Below are 16,130 nucleotides of genomic sequence, written 5' to 3' on the forward strand. Positions count from 1 at the left end.
AAAATAAACAAGTAAATTAAATATTATTCATATTTTTCTGTTAACGGAAAAACTTATTGTCAACTTGTTTAAATTAATTAAAAAAAGGTTAATCTAAGCCCTTGTCTTGAAATTGAGCAATTTTATAATTAATTAAGATGTTTGCAAGACTTGTTAGCATTGGTACAAGAATTAGAAGTACCCAGGGGGGATTAAAAGTGAAATTAAGAGCAATGGTATTGAAATAGTAGTTAATCACAATAGCTAAAATAATAGCGAGTAAACCGGCATAAAAACCAATAATAGCTGCTTCACTACTTCTAATCCAAAAAAGCGCTTTTTTCTGTATACCTAATAACTTTAATACATAAATTTCTTGTTGTTTAATATCATTAAAGGCAAGCATCGCTAAAATAGCGATGATGATGCCTATCAAGAAACTAAATATTGTAATCAAGTTAATAGCCTTACTTATATTACGAAAAATTGTTTGTACTTTTTTTATCGTATTTGCAATATCAATAATTGTAATGCCTGGGAATTGCCTTACTAAATTTACTAATAGATGTTGTTTTTCCTCAGGTAAATAAAAACTAGTTAAGTAAGATTTAGGTAAGTTAGCTAATAAAGACGGACTAAATAAAATAAAAAAATTAGGCTTAAAGCTTGTCCAGTTGACTTGTCTAATACTTGTAATAGGCGCATTTATCGTTTGCTCTCCTATACGAAAACCTAACTTATCTCCTACATGGACATCTAATTGCCGTGCTAATCCTTCTTCAATCGAAAGCCACGTGGATTGATTTGTTTGCCAGCTACCCTGAACAATTTTATTTTCTTCAGGTAATTGTTTGGACCAAGATAGATTTAATTCTCTTTGTAAGGCATTAATATCGTTTGCCTTAGCGCCTAATTTTAAAGAAACTTGAGTATCATCTATGGTAATTAATCGTCCCTTAACAATAGGATATAAAATAGCATTTTTAACTTGATTTTGTTTAAGAAAATCTAAGAAATTAGAAGTTTGTGTAGGCTGAATATTAATAACAAAAAAATTGGCGGCATTGGCTGGCAATTGTTGTTGCCAATTTTCAACTAGGTTGGTTTTAAATAAATTTAAGGTTAATAGCGCTGCTAGTGCCAAACCTATACCTATTAATTGTAATAAACTGTTAGTTAAATTACGGCTTATACTTGTAAAGCCAAAACGCCAAATAAACGAAATTTTATTTTTTATAAAGTTAATAAAGAAGTTACTTATTAATATCAGGCTTAAAGCAAAAATGGCAAAATATATTAAGCCTATAAAAACGATAAGAATTAATTGCCAGGAACGAATGTATAAGAACGCAAGCCCAAACAACACGAGAGATGTAATAAAATAATTTAAGAAGGAATATTTATTTATTTGATACTGGGATTTAAATAACGTTATAGCTGAAATTTTACGTAAGCTTAACAAGTGCGGCAGAGTAAAACTAAGTAATATTAAAATGCCAGTAGAAAAGCTAAGCAGAGCAGGTTTGAAGCTATAGCCCCCTTGAAAATCTGGTAATAATCCTTTTAGCCAGTTGAACAAAAAAGGTTGAAAGAGGTAGCTTAATAAGATTCCTATTAAAGAAGCAAAGCAGCCTAAGATAAGTATGATACCTAGATAAATAAGAAAGATATCTTTCTCAGTAGCACCAAAACATCTTAAGATAGATATATTTTTTTGATGTCTTTGATTATAGCGCTGCATAGCCATACTGATAGCAATACCAGCTAGAATTAAACTCATTAAAATACCTAAGTTTAAATAAGCTAGAGTACGTTCAATTGCTTTAATAAGTGTAGGGTTAGTTGTTTTATCTTGCCAATTTTGTTGTTCACTTAAAGGCGGATTAAGTGAATTTTTAAGTTTAGTTAATTGATTCTCTGAGCCTATTAATAACCAGTTATAGTTTACTTTACTACCTGTTTGAATAACTTTCGTTTTGGCAAGATCACCTTGATTAATAATAACGCGCGGTGAGATATTAAACCAATCTCCTGTTTGCCCAGGCTCTTCTATTAATACACTACTAATGATAAAAGTTGCCTCACCGATGGTAATTTTATCACCAATTTTAGCGGATAAAAGAGAGAGTAGTTTTGCCTCAGCCCATAACTGGCCTAATTCTGGTGCATGATTTACACGGGTTGCTAAAGCAAAAGGTTGTGGGGCAACTTTGATGGCCCCTTTTAAAGGATAAGGTGAGGTAATTGCTTTGACCTGAACGAGTTGTAATTTATCATTTGTCATAGCCATACTGAAAAAAGAAATAGTTTGAGTTGTTACTAGTTGCAACGCCTTTGCTTTCCTCTCCCAGTTTTTAGGAATAGGTGAATTGCTTGTAATAGAAACATCTGCGCCTAACATTTGTGAAGCTTGTTGGTTTACTAAGTTTTCAATAGAAGATGTAATATTATTGATACTACTCATACAAGTAACTGCGATAAGTAGCGCTAAGAATAATAGACTAAGCTCGCCGCTACGCCATTCACGTACAAACGTACGTAAGATTAAAGGAAAATTTAGCATTGTAGTTGCCCATCTATAAGTGGCCAGTGAAGTTGGCAACGTGCTGCGAGCGTATCATCATGAGTGACCATAACTAAGGTCGATTGATATTGTTGATTGAGAGAAAATAATAAATTAATAATGGCTTGCCCAGTTTTTTTATCTAGATTTCCTGTGGGCTCATCTGCAAATAAAACAGCTGGTGTAATAGCAAAGGCCCGAGCAATAGCCACACGTTGTTGTTCGCCACCAGATAATTGACTCGGATAATGTTTTGCTCGCTTATTTAGACCAACTTGTGTAAGCCAATCCAAAGCAATAGGTGCAGGATTTTTTTGCTGATTAATTTCTAAAGGTAACATGACATTTTCAAGCGCGGTAAGGTTAGGTAATAAATGAAAAAATTGAAAGATAAAACCAACCTGTCTTGCTCTAATTTTTGCGCGTTTATCCTCATTAAGACTGCTAATTTCTTGTAAACCATAATAAACTTGACCTGAAGTAGGTTTTTCTAATCCGGCCATAATATTTAAGAGAGTTGTCTTACCCGAGCCAGAAACACCGGTGATAGCGATGGTTGCACCAGCAGGAATAGTAAGGTTAATGGCGTTTAAAATGGTTAAAATGTCATTATCAACAGGGATGCTATAATTAACATTTATTAATTTAATTATGGCGTCCGAGTTAATCATGATTAAAAAATTCCTTTGGATAATATGTTTTATTTTTATAATAGCACCAATTTATGCAAAGACGATTCTTATTCTTGGTGATAGCTTAAGTGCAGGCTTTGGTATAGAAGAAGGTAAAGGCTGGGTAAATTTATTAAATGAACGGCTACAAAAAGAGTCTCTGCCTTATAAAGTTGTTAACTATAGTACTAGTGGTGACACTACTTCAAATGGACTGGCTAAATTGTCAGGCGCATTATCAAAACATAAACCGAATATTGTAATTATTGAATTAGGCGCAAATGATGGGCTGCGAGGCCTGTCGATTGCAGAAATAAAGGGTAACTTAGAAAAATTAATTGTTAAATCGCAGGAAAAATCAGCAAAAGTACTTTTACTCGCCACCTTATTACCACCAAATTATGGTTCAACCTATCTAAATCGATATAAGCAAGTCTATATGGATTTAGCAAATCAATATCAAGTTCGATTAATTCCTATGTTTTTAGAAGGCATTGCGGGCAATCCTAGTGCAATGCAATCAGATGGTCTGCATCCTAATCAAGAATCGCAAGTAAAAATATTGGACAACATTTGGCCTACCTTGCAGCAAATGCTTTAAATTTGGTAATAATTGATACTATAATTCTTGTTTACTAAATTTAATTGTAAAAATAATTAATTTTACATTAATTACGGCATAAATCCTGCATATTTATCTTTTACCATGATAAATATATAGTTATATCACCATGGGCTATCAGGTTAATTCGTGAGAACCTACCTACTTAATGAGAGAAAAAAATGAAAAAGTTGATATTTAACTTATTGCCCTGGATTTTGAGTTGCTTTTCATCTGTTGTTATAGCTAGCCCAAGTTGGAATCAATGGGTTGCTACTGTGAGGCAAGAAGCTATTAATCAAGGCATTTCAGCCGAATTATTTGATCAAGCGTTTGCTGATATTCGTGAGCCTAGTCGGCAAGTAAAAAGCCTTGCTCGTTCACAACCTGAACATCGTCTAACGTATACCAAATATTTACATACCCGCGCAGATAGTTATCGAATTACAATGGGGCGTAAACATTATGGAAATAATAAAGCGCTTTTAGAAGATGTAGGTCAACATTTTGGCGTTGATCCTTGTTTTATTGTTGCTTTTTGGGGTATGGAAACCAGTTATGGCTCTTATATGGGTAATTTTCCAGTTATAAAATCTCTAGCAACATTAGCCTATGATTCAACAAGGCCTGATTTTTTCCGTAACGAACTATTTATTGCTCTACGCATTGTTAATGATGGTCATGTTACACTGGACCGTTTTAAAGGTGAGTGGGCAGGTGCTTCTGGCCAACCACAATTTTTACCTTCAAGCTGGGTAAAGTTCGCAGTTGATTATGATGGTGATGGCCGTAAAGATATTTGGTCAAGTAAGCCAGACGTGTTTGCTTCGATTGCTAATTATATGAAGAAAAATGGTTGGCAAACAGGTCAGCCCTGGGGCATTCATGTTAAATTACCGAATGGTTTTGATAAAAATTTAGAAGGTAAATCCATTGTCAAAAAAGTAAGTGAATGGAATGCTATGGGTGTTCGAACAGAAGACGGCCAACCCTTGCCTTATCCAGAACTAGACGCAAGTATAGTACAGCCCAATGGTGGTCCCGTTTTCTTAGCCTATCCAAATTACAAGATGATTTTACGCTATAATAATTCTATATATTATGCAGGTGCAATCGGTTATATGGCTGATAAAATTTGCAATCGCGTAAAGTAAGAAGTTTATTTTCTCTTTAAAGTGGGGTGTGCAATGACTACATACTTAGATAAAACAGCTAGTCTAACTCCACTTGCTAAACGTATTATTTGTCATAAAGCAACGGAATATCCTAATACAGGTATTTATAATCATCTTGTCGGTAGAGGCACATACCTTTGTAGGCGTTGCGGTTTGGCATTATTTAGAGCAGAAAGTCAATTTCACTCTGGTTGCGGATGGCCTAGTTTTGATGAAAATATTGATAAAGCCATCAAGCAATTACCTGATAAAGATGGGATGAGAACAGAAATTGTATGTAATAGATGTGATGCACACCTAGGCCATATCTTTGTAGGTGAATACTTAACTCAAAAGAATATACGACATTGTGTTAATTCCGCGTCTATTGATTTTGTTTTAGATAAAACAGTCTTAGATACTGAAGAAGCTATTGTTGCCGGTGGATGCTTTTGGGGTATTGATCATTTTTTAAAACTTATTCCTGGTGTATTAAAAGTTGAAGTAGGTTATATCGGCGGTACTGTGCAAGAACCCTCTTATGAGCAAGTGTGTCAAGGGTCAAGTGGTCACTATGAGGCTGCTCGAATTGTGTATGATCCATCTCGCGTCAATTATTCTGCTATTATTAAACGGTTTTTTGAAATTCATGATCCAACTCAACGCTCAGGTCAAGGGCCAGATATTGGGCCGCAATATCAAAGTGCTATTTTTTGCTATGATGATGACCAATATCTTGCTGCAAATGCCCTAATACAGACATTAACAAACCGTGGCTATAATGTTGCTACTAGGCTATTTGAAGTGATGCCTTTTTGGGCGGCAGAAGACTATCATCAAGACTATTATGCTAAACATCATAAAGCCCCTTATTGCCATCGTCCTGAATTACGTTTTGGTTCATAAAAAGGCTTATTTTTAGTTATGTTTAATCTCTATTTTTATAAATAGTATCTGCTTGTTCAGCTTTTTGCTGATTCTCACGCAATTGTTGTTCCTTAAGTTGTGCTTGCCAAAAATTAGTTAGCTGCATTTTGAGAGAATTAAGTTGACGAATAAACTTGCCTAAATGTTCAGCAAGCATTGGTAATTTATTGGGCCCAAAAGCAATAAGGGCTACGATGATAATCACCAATAATTCACTCATATTCATGATTTTTTCTCATCATTGTCTTCATTTAATGCTTTGCGAAAGCTTTTAATTGCGCTGCCTAAATCAGAGCCAATATTTTTTAGCTTATTCGTACCAAAGAGAGCAATAATAATTAAAAGGATTAACAATAATGACAATGGACTAACTCCACTTAATCCCATATCAACTCCTGTTATTAAGGTTACTTACGTAAATTAAACCGCCAATTAAAGCAATAGTAAAGGTTGTAGCAGTTAATCTTTCTGGATTAAGTAAATTTAAATAGCTAAGTAAACTTATTATAAGCATAGTGACGAAAATGCCGAAGCCTAAACCTTTAAACCAATTGTTTTGAGTTGATTTATAGCGTTGACGATTAGCAAGATCATTTAAGGACCGAATTTTCTCTTCTTTACTAAGTACTAATACTTCTTGTAATAGACGAGGCATATGAGGTAATTCTTCAACAAAGAAGGGAACGTTTTCACGTAATCGTCTAAAAAACGCTCTTGGTCCTAGCTGCTCTTTTAACCAATTTTGTAAAAAAGGCTTTGCTGTTGCCCATAAATCAAGTTCTGGGTAGAGTTGCCTGCCTAAGCCCTCAATGGCTAAAAGCGTTTTTTGTAAAAGAATTAACTGAGGTTGGACTTCCATATTAAAACGTCTAGCAACTTGAAAAAGTCGTAAAACGACTTGGGCGAAAGAGATATCTTTTAATGGCTTTTCAAAAATGGGTTCACAAACAGTACGAATAGCGCTTTCAAATTCTTCAATACGTGTATTTCTAGCAACCCAACCAGATTCTATATGCAGTTCGGCAACCCGACGATAATCGCGATTAAAAAATGCATAGAAATTTTCAGCTAGGTAACGTTTATCGCTATCATTTAAGGTACCAATAATGCCAAAATCAATACAAATATATTGTGGTTGTTCTGGATGCTCATAAGAAACAAAAATATTGCCTGGATGCATATCAGCGTGAAAAAAACAATGTTTAAAGACTTGGGTGAAAAAGATTTCTACACCACGTTCTGCTAGTTTCTTAATATCAACATGATTAGCTTTTAATGTAGCAATATCACTTATTGGAATGCCATGAATACGTTCCATAACCATGACATTTTCGCGAGTATAGTCCCAAAAAACTTCAGGAATATATAATAAAGGTGAATTTGGAAAATTGCGGCGTAATTGGCCAGCGTTGCCTGCTTCTCGTTGTAAATCAAGTTCGTCTATTAAATTATGCTCAAATTCTTGAACTATTTCTCGCGGCTTAAGTCGCTTGCTCTCTGCTGACCAGTAACGCTCCGCAAGAGATGCAATGGTATACATAAGGCTAATATCTTGGTCGATAATTTTACGCATATTAGGGCGTAAAACCTTTACTACCACCTCTTCACCTGTTTTTAATTGTGCAGCATGTACTTGAGCCATTGATGCAGAAGCAAGAGGCTCTGGATCAAAGTAGGCAAAAACATCATAGGCTGATCGCCCAAACGCTGCTTCAATAATAGCTAACGCTTGCTCGCTAGGAAAAGGAGGGACACTGTCTTGTAATTTACAAAGCTCTAAAGCAATATCAGCAGGAATAATATCAGGTCGAGTAGATAATGCTTGACCAAATTTAACAAAAATAGGCCCTAAATCTTCTAATGTTTTCCGAAGTGCCTCACCTCGTGTAAGTTGTTCTTTGCGAAACCAGTTCCAAGGGTTTAAATATACTATAAAGCGTAGAGCAGAAAAGAGTGGAATTGAAACAATAACTTGATCAAGCCCGTTACGAGCTAAAATAGTATTAATATGAATTAAACGTATTAACTGTTTAATGGATTTCATTGCTTATCCAAGAGATTAATTTGAGCATGTAAGCGCTCAACTTCCAACACTAAATGATCAATATCAGTAAAGAAGTTTTCCACTTCCTCATGGGTAGGAAATAGCCGTAGCTCTTCTTGTAAATAATCAGTCATATTGTTTTGTAACGAGGTGCTAAGTTGACGTTTAAACTCTACACCACGTCGAATCATTGAGCCTAATTGATAAGCGATAACATCGCCTGTAAAATGCGCTAAATGACCTTCCCAGTCAATATCAATTTCATCAAATAATTTTTTGATAGCTAAACCTAGTTCAATATCACCTGAGACTCGTATTTTATCATTAAATAGTGAGCGAGCTTTAGATGCAGGTAAAAAACTTAAACGTATAAGGCCGAGAGGATTACTATGAATAATGGTATCTGGATCATCTGTAACGCGCTCTAATAAACAGAGCTGCCCTGTTGTAAAAGTAATATAAAAGTTAACATTTAATGGCGCAACAATAATTTCAATTACTTTACCTTCAAAAGTTTTAATTTTTGTAGGCATGCTTTCATCTAGGAAAAGAGCTTGATTAATAGCTGCCTGTAATGCTTTTAAAGAATATTTTTTAATCATATCGATGTTCTCAATATTTATAGGCGATATGTAAAGCAACGATACCGCCACTTAAGTTCAAATACTGACAATCTTCAAATCCGGCGTCCTCAATTAATTTTTTTAAGTTTTCTTGGCTTGGATGCATCCGGATTGATTCAGCAAGGTATTTATAGCTATCAGCATCATGCGCAATGAATTGTCCTAATTTAGGTAAAATATTAAATGAGTACCAGTCATAGATAGTTTTTAGGCCAGGAACATTAGGCATAGAAAATTCTAAAATAAGTAATTTACCGCCTGGTTTGCAAACTCGAAACATCGAGCGTAATGCTGCCTCTTTGTTAGTAACATTACGCAAGCCAAAAGCAATAGTAATACAATGAAAACTATTATTATGAAAGGGTAGGATTTCAGCGTTAGCTTGAACATAGGTAATGTTATTAACAAGCCCTATGTTAATTAACTTTTCACGGCCAACACTTAACATCGCGGCGTTAATATCAGCAAGAACAACATGACCTTGATCGCCTACTTTTTGGCTCAATAATCGTGTTAAGTCCCCACTTCCACCTGCTAAATCTAGAACAGCCTGCCCTGATTTAACTTGGCTTAATTCTACCGTAAAACGTTTCCAAAGACGATGGATGCCAAGCGACATAAGATCATTCATTAAATCGTAATTTTTAGCAACAGATTGAAAAACAGCCCCAACTTTTTTTTCCTTCTCATGCCAAGCGACGGGGGTAAAGCCAAAGTGGGTTGTTTTTTCTTGCTTACTCATTGATTTAAACTTTTAAAATTTAGCTCTATATTACCTGATTGACTTGAAAATAGTAATTAGAAATCTTGCAAACTTACTAAATTAACGAAAGATTGATTTAAAAAAGTAAGGCTTTTCAGTTAAATGAGCCTAACTTTTAATTAATTGTATATCTATTCGGAAACTAAAATTAAAAAAAGATATTTTACTAATAAACTAACTTTGAATGCTTGCTAGACCAAGACCTAACAATGATCTCTTAAAAGAATTGTTGCCGCAAGGGTGCATTCTATATAAGGTAGCTAGCGAAAATATGATACATTAATTATTGAGAATTCGGTATTGTTTGATTGCTTGACTCTGGTGGAGTTATATCAACGTTATCCATAAAGAATATATCGTCATCTTCTTCAGGCTCTTCCTCATTATCGAAGATTATTCTATCTTCGGAATCAAAAATAGATGAAGTATTATCTTTGGGGTTTACTATAGCAGGCTTATTGCCATTGGGTGAATCATTGGCAGTGCCACTATCATTATTTAAGGCAGGAGGCGCACTTACAGCAGGAGCCCCTTTAGAATTACCCGGCGCTCCTTTAGTAGTATTATTTAAATTGGTGTTAATATCTTTCTGATTATCTGTTTCCTCAGTCGTTGAAGAAGTAGTACCACTAGGTGTAGCGCTTAAATTAGTATTAACATCGGTGTCATTAGTAGTATTACCACTTTCATCAACCGACGTTGGGGTTGTTGAGTCAACGGTACTATTATTTATAGAAGGATTATTAGTGGTATTACCTTGTTCATCCATAGAATTAGGAGCAGTTCCAGTATTCGGTGTTGTTGGGTTAGGCGTATTACTTGAGTTTAATTGAGAAGGAGGTGGATGATCAGGTTGTAAATGAATAGTTTGATCTGGATTCTCAGTTATAATGGGAGTAATTTTTTGTGATTCAATGCCACTTATTATTAATGGCGGTGTCTTAGCGTTTATAACTGTTGAAGCAAAAAATAAAATAGATATATAAATAGTAACTCTACTCATAGTAATCTCCTTAAACCTCTCTTAAAATCCTTTATTTGTAGTATAATTTATTTTAAGCCTCTATCAGTTATAAAGTATTTTTCAAAAAAATTTTAATTTTTAGCTAAGAGAATGGCTTATCCACTTATTATTTATAGTAATAAAGTTAACTAATTATTTTCTTGCTACTTCTAACTATAGCTGTTTATTTGCGAAAGTATAGCTCCACCCACCAAGCTTTATACTGCGTTGTATGCTCATTCATTGAAGTACGATACACCTATGTACAATCCTTTGCCAAGCGAACTTGTACCTTGTCGAAAACTTAATGGGTGACAGCTACAACAGTAGCATTTAACTGGTTAAAAAGTGACTCTATTTTGTTCTAGAAGTTATTTTCATAAAAGAAAATTTATAATAAGCCTAAGGCTGTGATGTAGGCATTTTCATCAGGAGGCATTTGATTGCGTTGCGCATGCCAAAGACACTCGGCTAAACAATCCATCATTTTATGTTCAACTAATAAGGGATCTTGATAGCGCTCAACCAGTTTTTTAAAACATTTAGTAATTCCTACCGGCCGGTTGGTCGCAATTTGTTCGCGAATAGCCAGGTGCAAACCCATATGTAAAAAGGGATTAGTTTGTCCAAGCTCTGGAAAGTACTGCTGGTTAAGAGAGCCATTATTTGCCGCTAAAAGAGAATGATATTCAGGATGCGCCAAAATAACGTCAACAAGTTGTTGTTCAAGTGGTGTAAGCACTTCTTTTAAAGTATATTTTCGCCAGCTTGTGAAGAAAATTTGTCTGGTATCTTCTACACTATTACCAAAGAACATAACTACCTCGGATACCAATTTTAAATAAGAAGAGATATTAGCCTATTCAACATTAAACAACAATTAAACTAAATGTGAGTCCTGGATAAAAATTGGCTAGAACCTTCGCTAAATAAAAGTTATCTGCGTTTTGTTTCAAACTCTTTAATTTTTCTTAATTTTAACTGATCTCAATCCATAATTCGTATTTTAAGATAAAAATATATAAATTACTTTATTGTTAAGCTTATAGAAAACTGGGTTGACAACTTCTTGGCAAATATGCAATATTATTAATGCGAGGTTGGACTTGCTATGTGTCATTCCACTGGGTCAATTGGCGACACACTGATTGGCCCTTTCTATTAAAATCTTACATCTTCCTTAACCTTCATCAATTAGCTCTTTTTTTTACAAATTGCAATAAAAAACAATTTATGGTAAACCAGCATAGTATGTCAAAGGATGGAGTAGTCATTATGTTTGGAATCTTATTCAGTAAAAGCCCAGGTCAATCTTCTCAATTGAATTTACCTAAAGAGACTTTTAATTATAAAAATTCTGCCCATTTAGAATTTGTTGAAAAGCAAATTTCGCGTTTTAAAGAATCAGCAGATGCCTTAAAAGCAATTGATTATAAGATCTGCTTAGGTGTAATTGTAGGTAGTACCTGTTATTTGGGCGCTTATATATTTCCATTAGTAACACTATCTATAGCTGGTTTTAGTTTTGCAGCACACGCTCAGGCTAAACGTTCAGAAGCTTATGAAAAATATCGTCAATCTTTGGACGATTTAATTGCTATATATAATTGGTCTATGGGTAAGAACACTGGAGATCATTGGTATAAGTTGGCTATTAAGCCTATACAAGATTTAATTTTAACTTTGGGACCTTGTGTACCACCTGATGTAATTCATACTTGGACTTCTGAGGATTTAAAGCCTAATAGTTTAAACCCGAGGAACTTCTTTGGTGGACGTCGTAATGATATTTCTCAAGAGTTTGAAAATCAATTAGCGCGGTTTGCTGCAGGCACACAAGTTTCTGACTTAACTTATCGCATTTATGGCCAGCATGGATTTAATGATTTATTGCAAACCTTAAAAACAACTGTAGCGAGTCAAATAAATAATACAGCGCATAAAATTTTTAATTATCAACCTGGAAATTAATCTGAGTTCAACATAAAAGTGACAAAGACTCTTTTCGGCCTTTAAAAAGAAGTAACGAATTCGACATAAAAATATTTTATGTCGAATTTAGGTTAAATTAAATTACATAAGTATTAGTTTTGCGCCTAAAAATATCATTAAGATACCACTACCAAATTCAAGCCGACGCCAGACAGTTTCCCTAGCCAAAATCTCGGAAAAAAATTGCGTCACAAATGTCAGTAGCATCAGCCAAAGAAAACTGGAAGTAATAACACCTAAGAAAAAGGCATTTTGATGTCCCGGAAATTGGCTACTGCTACCACCAATAATAATCAATGTATCAATAATAGCATGTGGGTTGAGTAAGCTAAAACCTACTGCCAGTAAAATGATTTGTAATCGATTATTAGGCGTTTCCTTTAGTTTAGGATTCTCCTTAGACGATTTTTTCAGTGATTTACTTAAGGCGCTGAGACCATAATAAAAAAGGAAAAGGGCGCCGGCCCAAGTAATCCAAGTTTTTAAAAAGGGGTGAAGATTAAGTAATTGATGTAAACCTACCACGCTTGCAGATACCAAAATAATATCACATATCCAACAAACAGCTGCAGATAATACTGCATACTGACGTAGAACACCTTGACGGATTAAAAAAATATTTTGAGGGCCAAGGGCTGTAACGAGAGACAAGCCTAACGCTAAACCACTAAGATAAACTAACATAGTTTTAGCCCTCCTTTAAAAAAAAATAGGCTTCTATTATCGCTTAAATTTAATTATTATTAAAATTAATTATTTTAATAATTGATAAATTTTACTTATGAAGATAGATTATCGAGCTTTATGTGCCTTGGATATGGTTATTCAAACGCAAAGTTTTGCAAATGCGGCTAAACAATTATTTATAACGCAGCCTGCCGTAACTCAACGTATAAAACAGCTGGAAAATCAATTTGGCCAACCCCTACTTATAAGATCGTTACCCTATACGGCGACGCCACTAGGTGAAAAGTTATTAAGCTTATTACGGCGTACAAGATTGCTTGAAGAGCATTTGTTGCAAGAATTACATCTTGATACACCAAGTCGTTTATCAATTGCTTTAAATCGAGATAGTTTAGAAACATGGTTTATGAAGGCATTACCTAATATAAATAGTTTAAATACGGTAAATATTGACATTATTACTGATGATCAAGAGTTAACTATTGATTATTTACGTAAGGGCATTGTGTCTTCATGTTTGACCAATTATGCCAAACCCTTACCTGGCTGCGAATGTGGACTCTTAGGGCATATGGATTATTTATTAGTTGCTTCTCCTGACTTTATTAAGCGCTACTTTAAAAAAAATCTTTCTATACAGGAAAATATGATGTTAGCGCCTATTTTAGTTTTCGATAGTCGTGATAGATTACATGAACATTATTTTCAACATTTTTTTAAAATTTCTTTTAATCCTAAACGCTATCATATGGTGCCGTCTGTTGAAGGATTTAAGCAATTTGCTTTACAGGGTTATGGTTTTGGCTTAATTCCAAGGCTCGATATTCTAGACGAGTTAGAGCAAAAGAAGCTTATTGAAATTAATCCTGGTAAGCGCTGGCTTATGCCACTTTATTGGCATTATTGGCAAGTATCTGCTCCCCAGTATCAAAAATTTATTCAAGAAATAGCCAATGAGGCAAAATTATACCTTATTTAACTTAACAAGATTGTCTTTAATTTAGTCCACATATAATTTAAGATTACCTGCTTTTGATTTATCACCTTGATTAAGAATGATATTTTAGCTCGAATAATTTAAAGGAGTAACAATCAATAATATAAGTTTTTATAAAAATTTATAAAGAAGTAGAATTCCATTAAAACTAGATTGCAAGTTATAGCTTGAGAAGTATAAAATGCCTGATTATTTTGAGTATTCATGAAGTCAGTCGTCTGTTAATTAAGGAGGGAGCGTGCGCTCTTTGTTGAAAAGTAAGGCAATATTGCTTTTTGTTTTTGGCATAACTAATTTGTTTAATGTATATGCAGATACAGTAAATAACGAAAATAAAGCTAATACTGCCAATACAGCCAATGTGACTAATACAGCTAAACCAGCTGCTCCAAAAAATAGTACAGGCTCAACAAGTGCAGCAGGTACTGCAACTAATCCTAATGCAGCGAATAATGCAGGAACTACGAATGGTTCAGGGACCGGGAATACAGCGAATACCACTAATCCAGCTAATACAGCCAATCAAACAGGAACACCCAATAAAGCAAATGTTACTACGTCCCCAGTTACAAATGAGCCTAAAGAAATACCTAATACTGGTAACGTTAATCAAGCAACAAAAGTAATTGAACCTTATCTTCAAGAACTTTACCCTACCTACCCACCTACTAAACCGGCTACTGGCGCGCAAGAAACGTTAATAAAGCGTGGCGAATATCTTGCTAAAATGGGCGATTGTATTGCTTGTCATACAGATGTTAAAGGTGGAACACCGTCCTATGCAGGCGGATTACCTATAGCAACGCCATTTGGCACATTTTACAGCCCTAATATTACCCCAGATAAAGAGACTGGTATCGGTAATTGGACTGAAGCAGATTTTATTAGAGCTTTAAAAGATGGTCGGGATCCCCACGGTAGAAATTATTTTCCTGTTTTTCCCTATGTATATTTTTCTAAAATCACTGATGACGACGCACGCGCATTGTATGCTTACTTTATGAGTATTCCTCCTGTTAAGCAGAAGAATAAATCACTTCCTTTCCCTTTTAATATACCTGGTGCAAGGTTTGCTCTATGGGGATGGAATCTTTTATTTTTCTTCCCTGAGGAAAATGAATTTATTTACGAAAAAGATAAATCACCTGCTTGGAATCGAGGTAAATATATTGTAGATACACTTGGTCATTGCAGTATGTGTCATACACCACTGAATATATTTGGTGCTCCAAAGCAGCGTTATTATCTAACCGGAGGTTTCATTGATGGTTATTGGGCACCCAATATCACAGCTGCCGGATTAGAATCTGCAAGCCATCATGAAGTTGCGAATGTCTTTAAGAAAAGTGAATTGATTAATCAAGCAGGACCTGTTGCAGGTCCAATGGCTGAAGTAAATCATAACAGTCTGCAAAATTTGACTAATGAGGACAGATTGGCTATTGCTACTTATTTAAAAACGGTCGTTAGTGAAGAACGCTTAGGTGTTGCTGCTTCAGAGAAACAACCCACGTTAAAGCGCGGCAAACAAGTTTATATTAACGCCTGTATTGTTTGTCATCAGAAAGGAATGATGGGTGCGCCTGTAATTGGTAATGGTGCAAATTGGTTTAATCGCTTAAAAGATAGTGGATTAACCGGGCTTTATCGTCATGCGATATATGGTTATAACAGCATGCCTGTCAAAGGGGCCTGTGTAACCTGTTCAGATAATGATATTATTTCGGCAACCGATTACATTCTAAACAGCTCATTATCTCGCTCTCAATGGCGTGATCTAAAATCAGGCGGTTCAAAAAAATACCCTTCTAATGGAAAATTAGTTTATAACGAAAACTGTAGCGTATGTCATAACGAAGGAAAAAATGGCGCACCTAAACTTGGTGATAAAGCAATATGGGGACCATTAATTGCTAAAAATATGGATGTTTTAATTGAGAATACTATTCACGGTGAATACCATCCTAAAAATGGTGGTTGTAAAGTCTGTTCAACCGATGAGATTATCGAAGCTATCAAGTATATGGTAAGCCAGTCAAAAACTGATGGTAATTATAGTTTATGGTAGGACTTTAAGTTAAGTGGATAACAATTTGATTTAAACATTAAGCCATAACTGCGGTTAG

The 16,130-nt window shown here is 34.8% G+C and carries 16 protein-coding genes; 6 read left to right on the forward strand and 10 right to left on the reverse strand.

Annotated elements, in window-relative coordinates:
- Positions 1-88: 88 nt before the first annotated feature.
- Together DYH30_RS00400 and DYH30_RS00405 are read right to left on the reverse strand one after the other, a co-directional pair.
- Complete coding sequence (locus DYH30_RS00400) at positions 89-2,542, reverse strand: ABC transporter permease (RefSeq protein ID WP_115329492.1); 2,454 nt, start codon at positions 2,540-2,542, stop codon at positions 89-91.
- Positions 2,536-3,213 (reverse strand): ABC transporter ATP-binding protein, encoded by a 678-nt coding sequence (locus DYH30_RS00405; protein ID WP_115329493.1) that lies wholly within the window; start codon positions 3,211-3,213, stop codon positions 2,536-2,538. The genes DYH30_RS00400 and DYH30_RS00405 overlap by 7 nt, the downstream gene beginning before the upstream one ends.
- On the opposite strand from DYH30_RS00405, the gene DYH30_RS00410 reads away from it, so the two are divergent.
- The 3 genes from DYH30_RS00410 to DYH30_RS00420 all read left to right on the forward strand — a co-directional run bounded on the left by DYH30_RS00410 (position 3,212) and on the right by DYH30_RS00420 (position 5,874).
- On the forward strand, positions 3,212-3,814 hold the full coding sequence (locus DYH30_RS00410) for an arylesterase (RefSeq protein ID WP_115329494.1): 603 nt from the start codon (positions 3,212-3,214) through the stop codon (positions 3,812-3,814). The two genes, DYH30_RS00405 and DYH30_RS00410, sit on opposite strands and share 2 nt — an antisense overlap.
- Positions 3,815-3,996: 182 nt before the next feature.
- Entirely contained in the window at positions 3,997-4,968 is a 972-nt protein-coding gene (locus tag DYH30_RS00415; protein WP_115329495.1) for a lytic murein transglycosylase, read from the forward strand.
- 33 nt (positions 4,969-5,001) lie between these two features.
- A complete protein-coding gene (locus DYH30_RS00420; protein WP_115329496.1) occupies positions 5,002-5,874 on the forward strand; it encodes a bifunctional methionine sulfoxide reductase B/A protein in 873 nt (290 codons plus the stop codon).
- Between the two features lie 22 nt (positions 5,875-5,896).
- Here the strand turns inward: DYH30_RS00420 and DYH30_RS00425 are convergent, their stop codons facing one another.
- From DYH30_RS00425 to DYH30_RS00455, 7 genes are all read right to left on the reverse strand, one after another.
- Positions 5,897-6,121: a Sec-independent protein translocase subunit TatA/TatB gene (locus DYH30_RS00425; RefSeq protein ID WP_115329497.1), complete on the reverse strand. Its 225-nt coding sequence runs from the start codon at positions 6,119-6,121 to the stop codon at positions 5,897-5,899.
- Positions 6,118-6,282, reverse strand: a complete 165-nt coding sequence (tatA, locus tag DYH30_RS00430) for a twin-arginine translocase TatA/TatE family subunit (RefSeq protein WP_115329498.1) — start codon at positions 6,280-6,282, stop codon at positions 6,118-6,120. Before tatA ends, DYH30_RS00425 begins: the two co-directional genes overlap by 4 nt.
- A gap of 1 nt (position 6,283) precedes the next feature.
- Positions 6,284-7,939 carry a ubiquinone biosynthesis regulatory protein kinase UbiB gene (ubiB, locus tag DYH30_RS00435; protein ID WP_115329499.1) on the reverse strand — a complete coding sequence of 552 codons (1,656 nt, stop codon included), beginning with the start codon at positions 7,937-7,939 and terminating at the stop codon, positions 6,284-6,286.
- Positions 7,936-8,541: a ubiquinone biosynthesis accessory factor UbiJ gene (locus DYH30_RS00440; RefSeq protein ID WP_115329500.1), complete on the reverse strand. Its 606-nt coding sequence runs from the start codon at positions 8,539-8,541 to the stop codon at positions 7,936-7,938. Before DYH30_RS00440 ends, ubiB begins: the two co-directional genes overlap by 4 nt.
- A 10-nt stretch (positions 8,542-8,551) precedes the next feature.
- Entirely contained in the window at positions 8,552-9,304 is a 753-nt protein-coding gene (gene ubiE, locus DYH30_RS00445) for a bifunctional demethylmenaquinone methyltransferase/2-methoxy-6-polyprenyl-1,4-benzoquinol methylase UbiE (RefSeq protein ID WP_115329501.1), read from the reverse strand.
- Between the two features lie 304 nt (positions 9,305-9,608).
- Complete coding sequence (locus DYH30_RS00450; RefSeq protein WP_115329502.1) at positions 9,609-10,328, reverse strand: hypothetical protein; 720 nt, start codon at positions 10,326-10,328, stop codon at positions 9,609-9,611.
- Between the two features lie 391 nt (positions 10,329-10,719).
- A complete protein-coding gene (locus tag DYH30_RS00455; protein ID WP_115329503.1) occupies positions 10,720-11,145 on the reverse strand; it encodes a DUF1841 family protein in 426 nt (141 codons plus the stop codon).
- A 458-nt stretch (positions 11,146-11,603) separates the two neighbouring features.
- Between DYH30_RS00455 and DYH30_RS00460 the strand changes: the two genes are divergently transcribed.
- Positions 11,604-12,299, forward strand: coding sequence for a hypothetical protein (locus DYH30_RS00460; RefSeq protein WP_115329504.1), 696 nt, complete (start codon positions 11,604-11,606; stop codon positions 12,297-12,299).
- A gap of 102 nt (positions 12,300-12,401) precedes the next feature.
- On the opposite strand, the gene DYH30_RS00465 is transcribed toward DYH30_RS00460, so the two are convergent.
- Complete coding sequence (locus DYH30_RS00465) at positions 12,402-13,004, reverse strand: LysE/ArgO family amino acid transporter (protein ID WP_115329505.1); 603 nt, start codon at positions 13,002-13,004, stop codon at positions 12,402-12,404.
- Positions 13,005-13,101: 97 nt separating this feature from the next.
- Here DYH30_RS00465 and DYH30_RS00470 point away from each other — a divergent pair, with 97 nt between their 5' ends.
- Positions 13,102-13,986 carry an ArgP/LysG family DNA-binding transcriptional regulator gene (locus DYH30_RS00470; RefSeq protein WP_115329506.1) on the forward strand — a complete coding sequence of 295 codons (885 nt, stop codon included), beginning with the start codon at positions 13,102-13,104 and terminating at the stop codon, positions 13,984-13,986.
- A gap of 643 nt (positions 13,987-14,629) precedes the next feature.
- A complete protein-coding gene (locus DYH30_RS00475) occupies positions 14,630-16,072 on the forward strand; it encodes a c-type cytochrome (RefSeq protein WP_242604701.1) in 1,443 nt (480 codons plus the stop codon).
- Positions 16,073-16,130 lie beyond the last annotated feature (58 nt).

The organism is Legionella busanensis (assembly GCF_900461525.1).
GTDB lineage: Bacteria > Pseudomonadota > Gammaproteobacteria > Legionellales > Legionellaceae > Legionella_C > Legionella_C busanensis.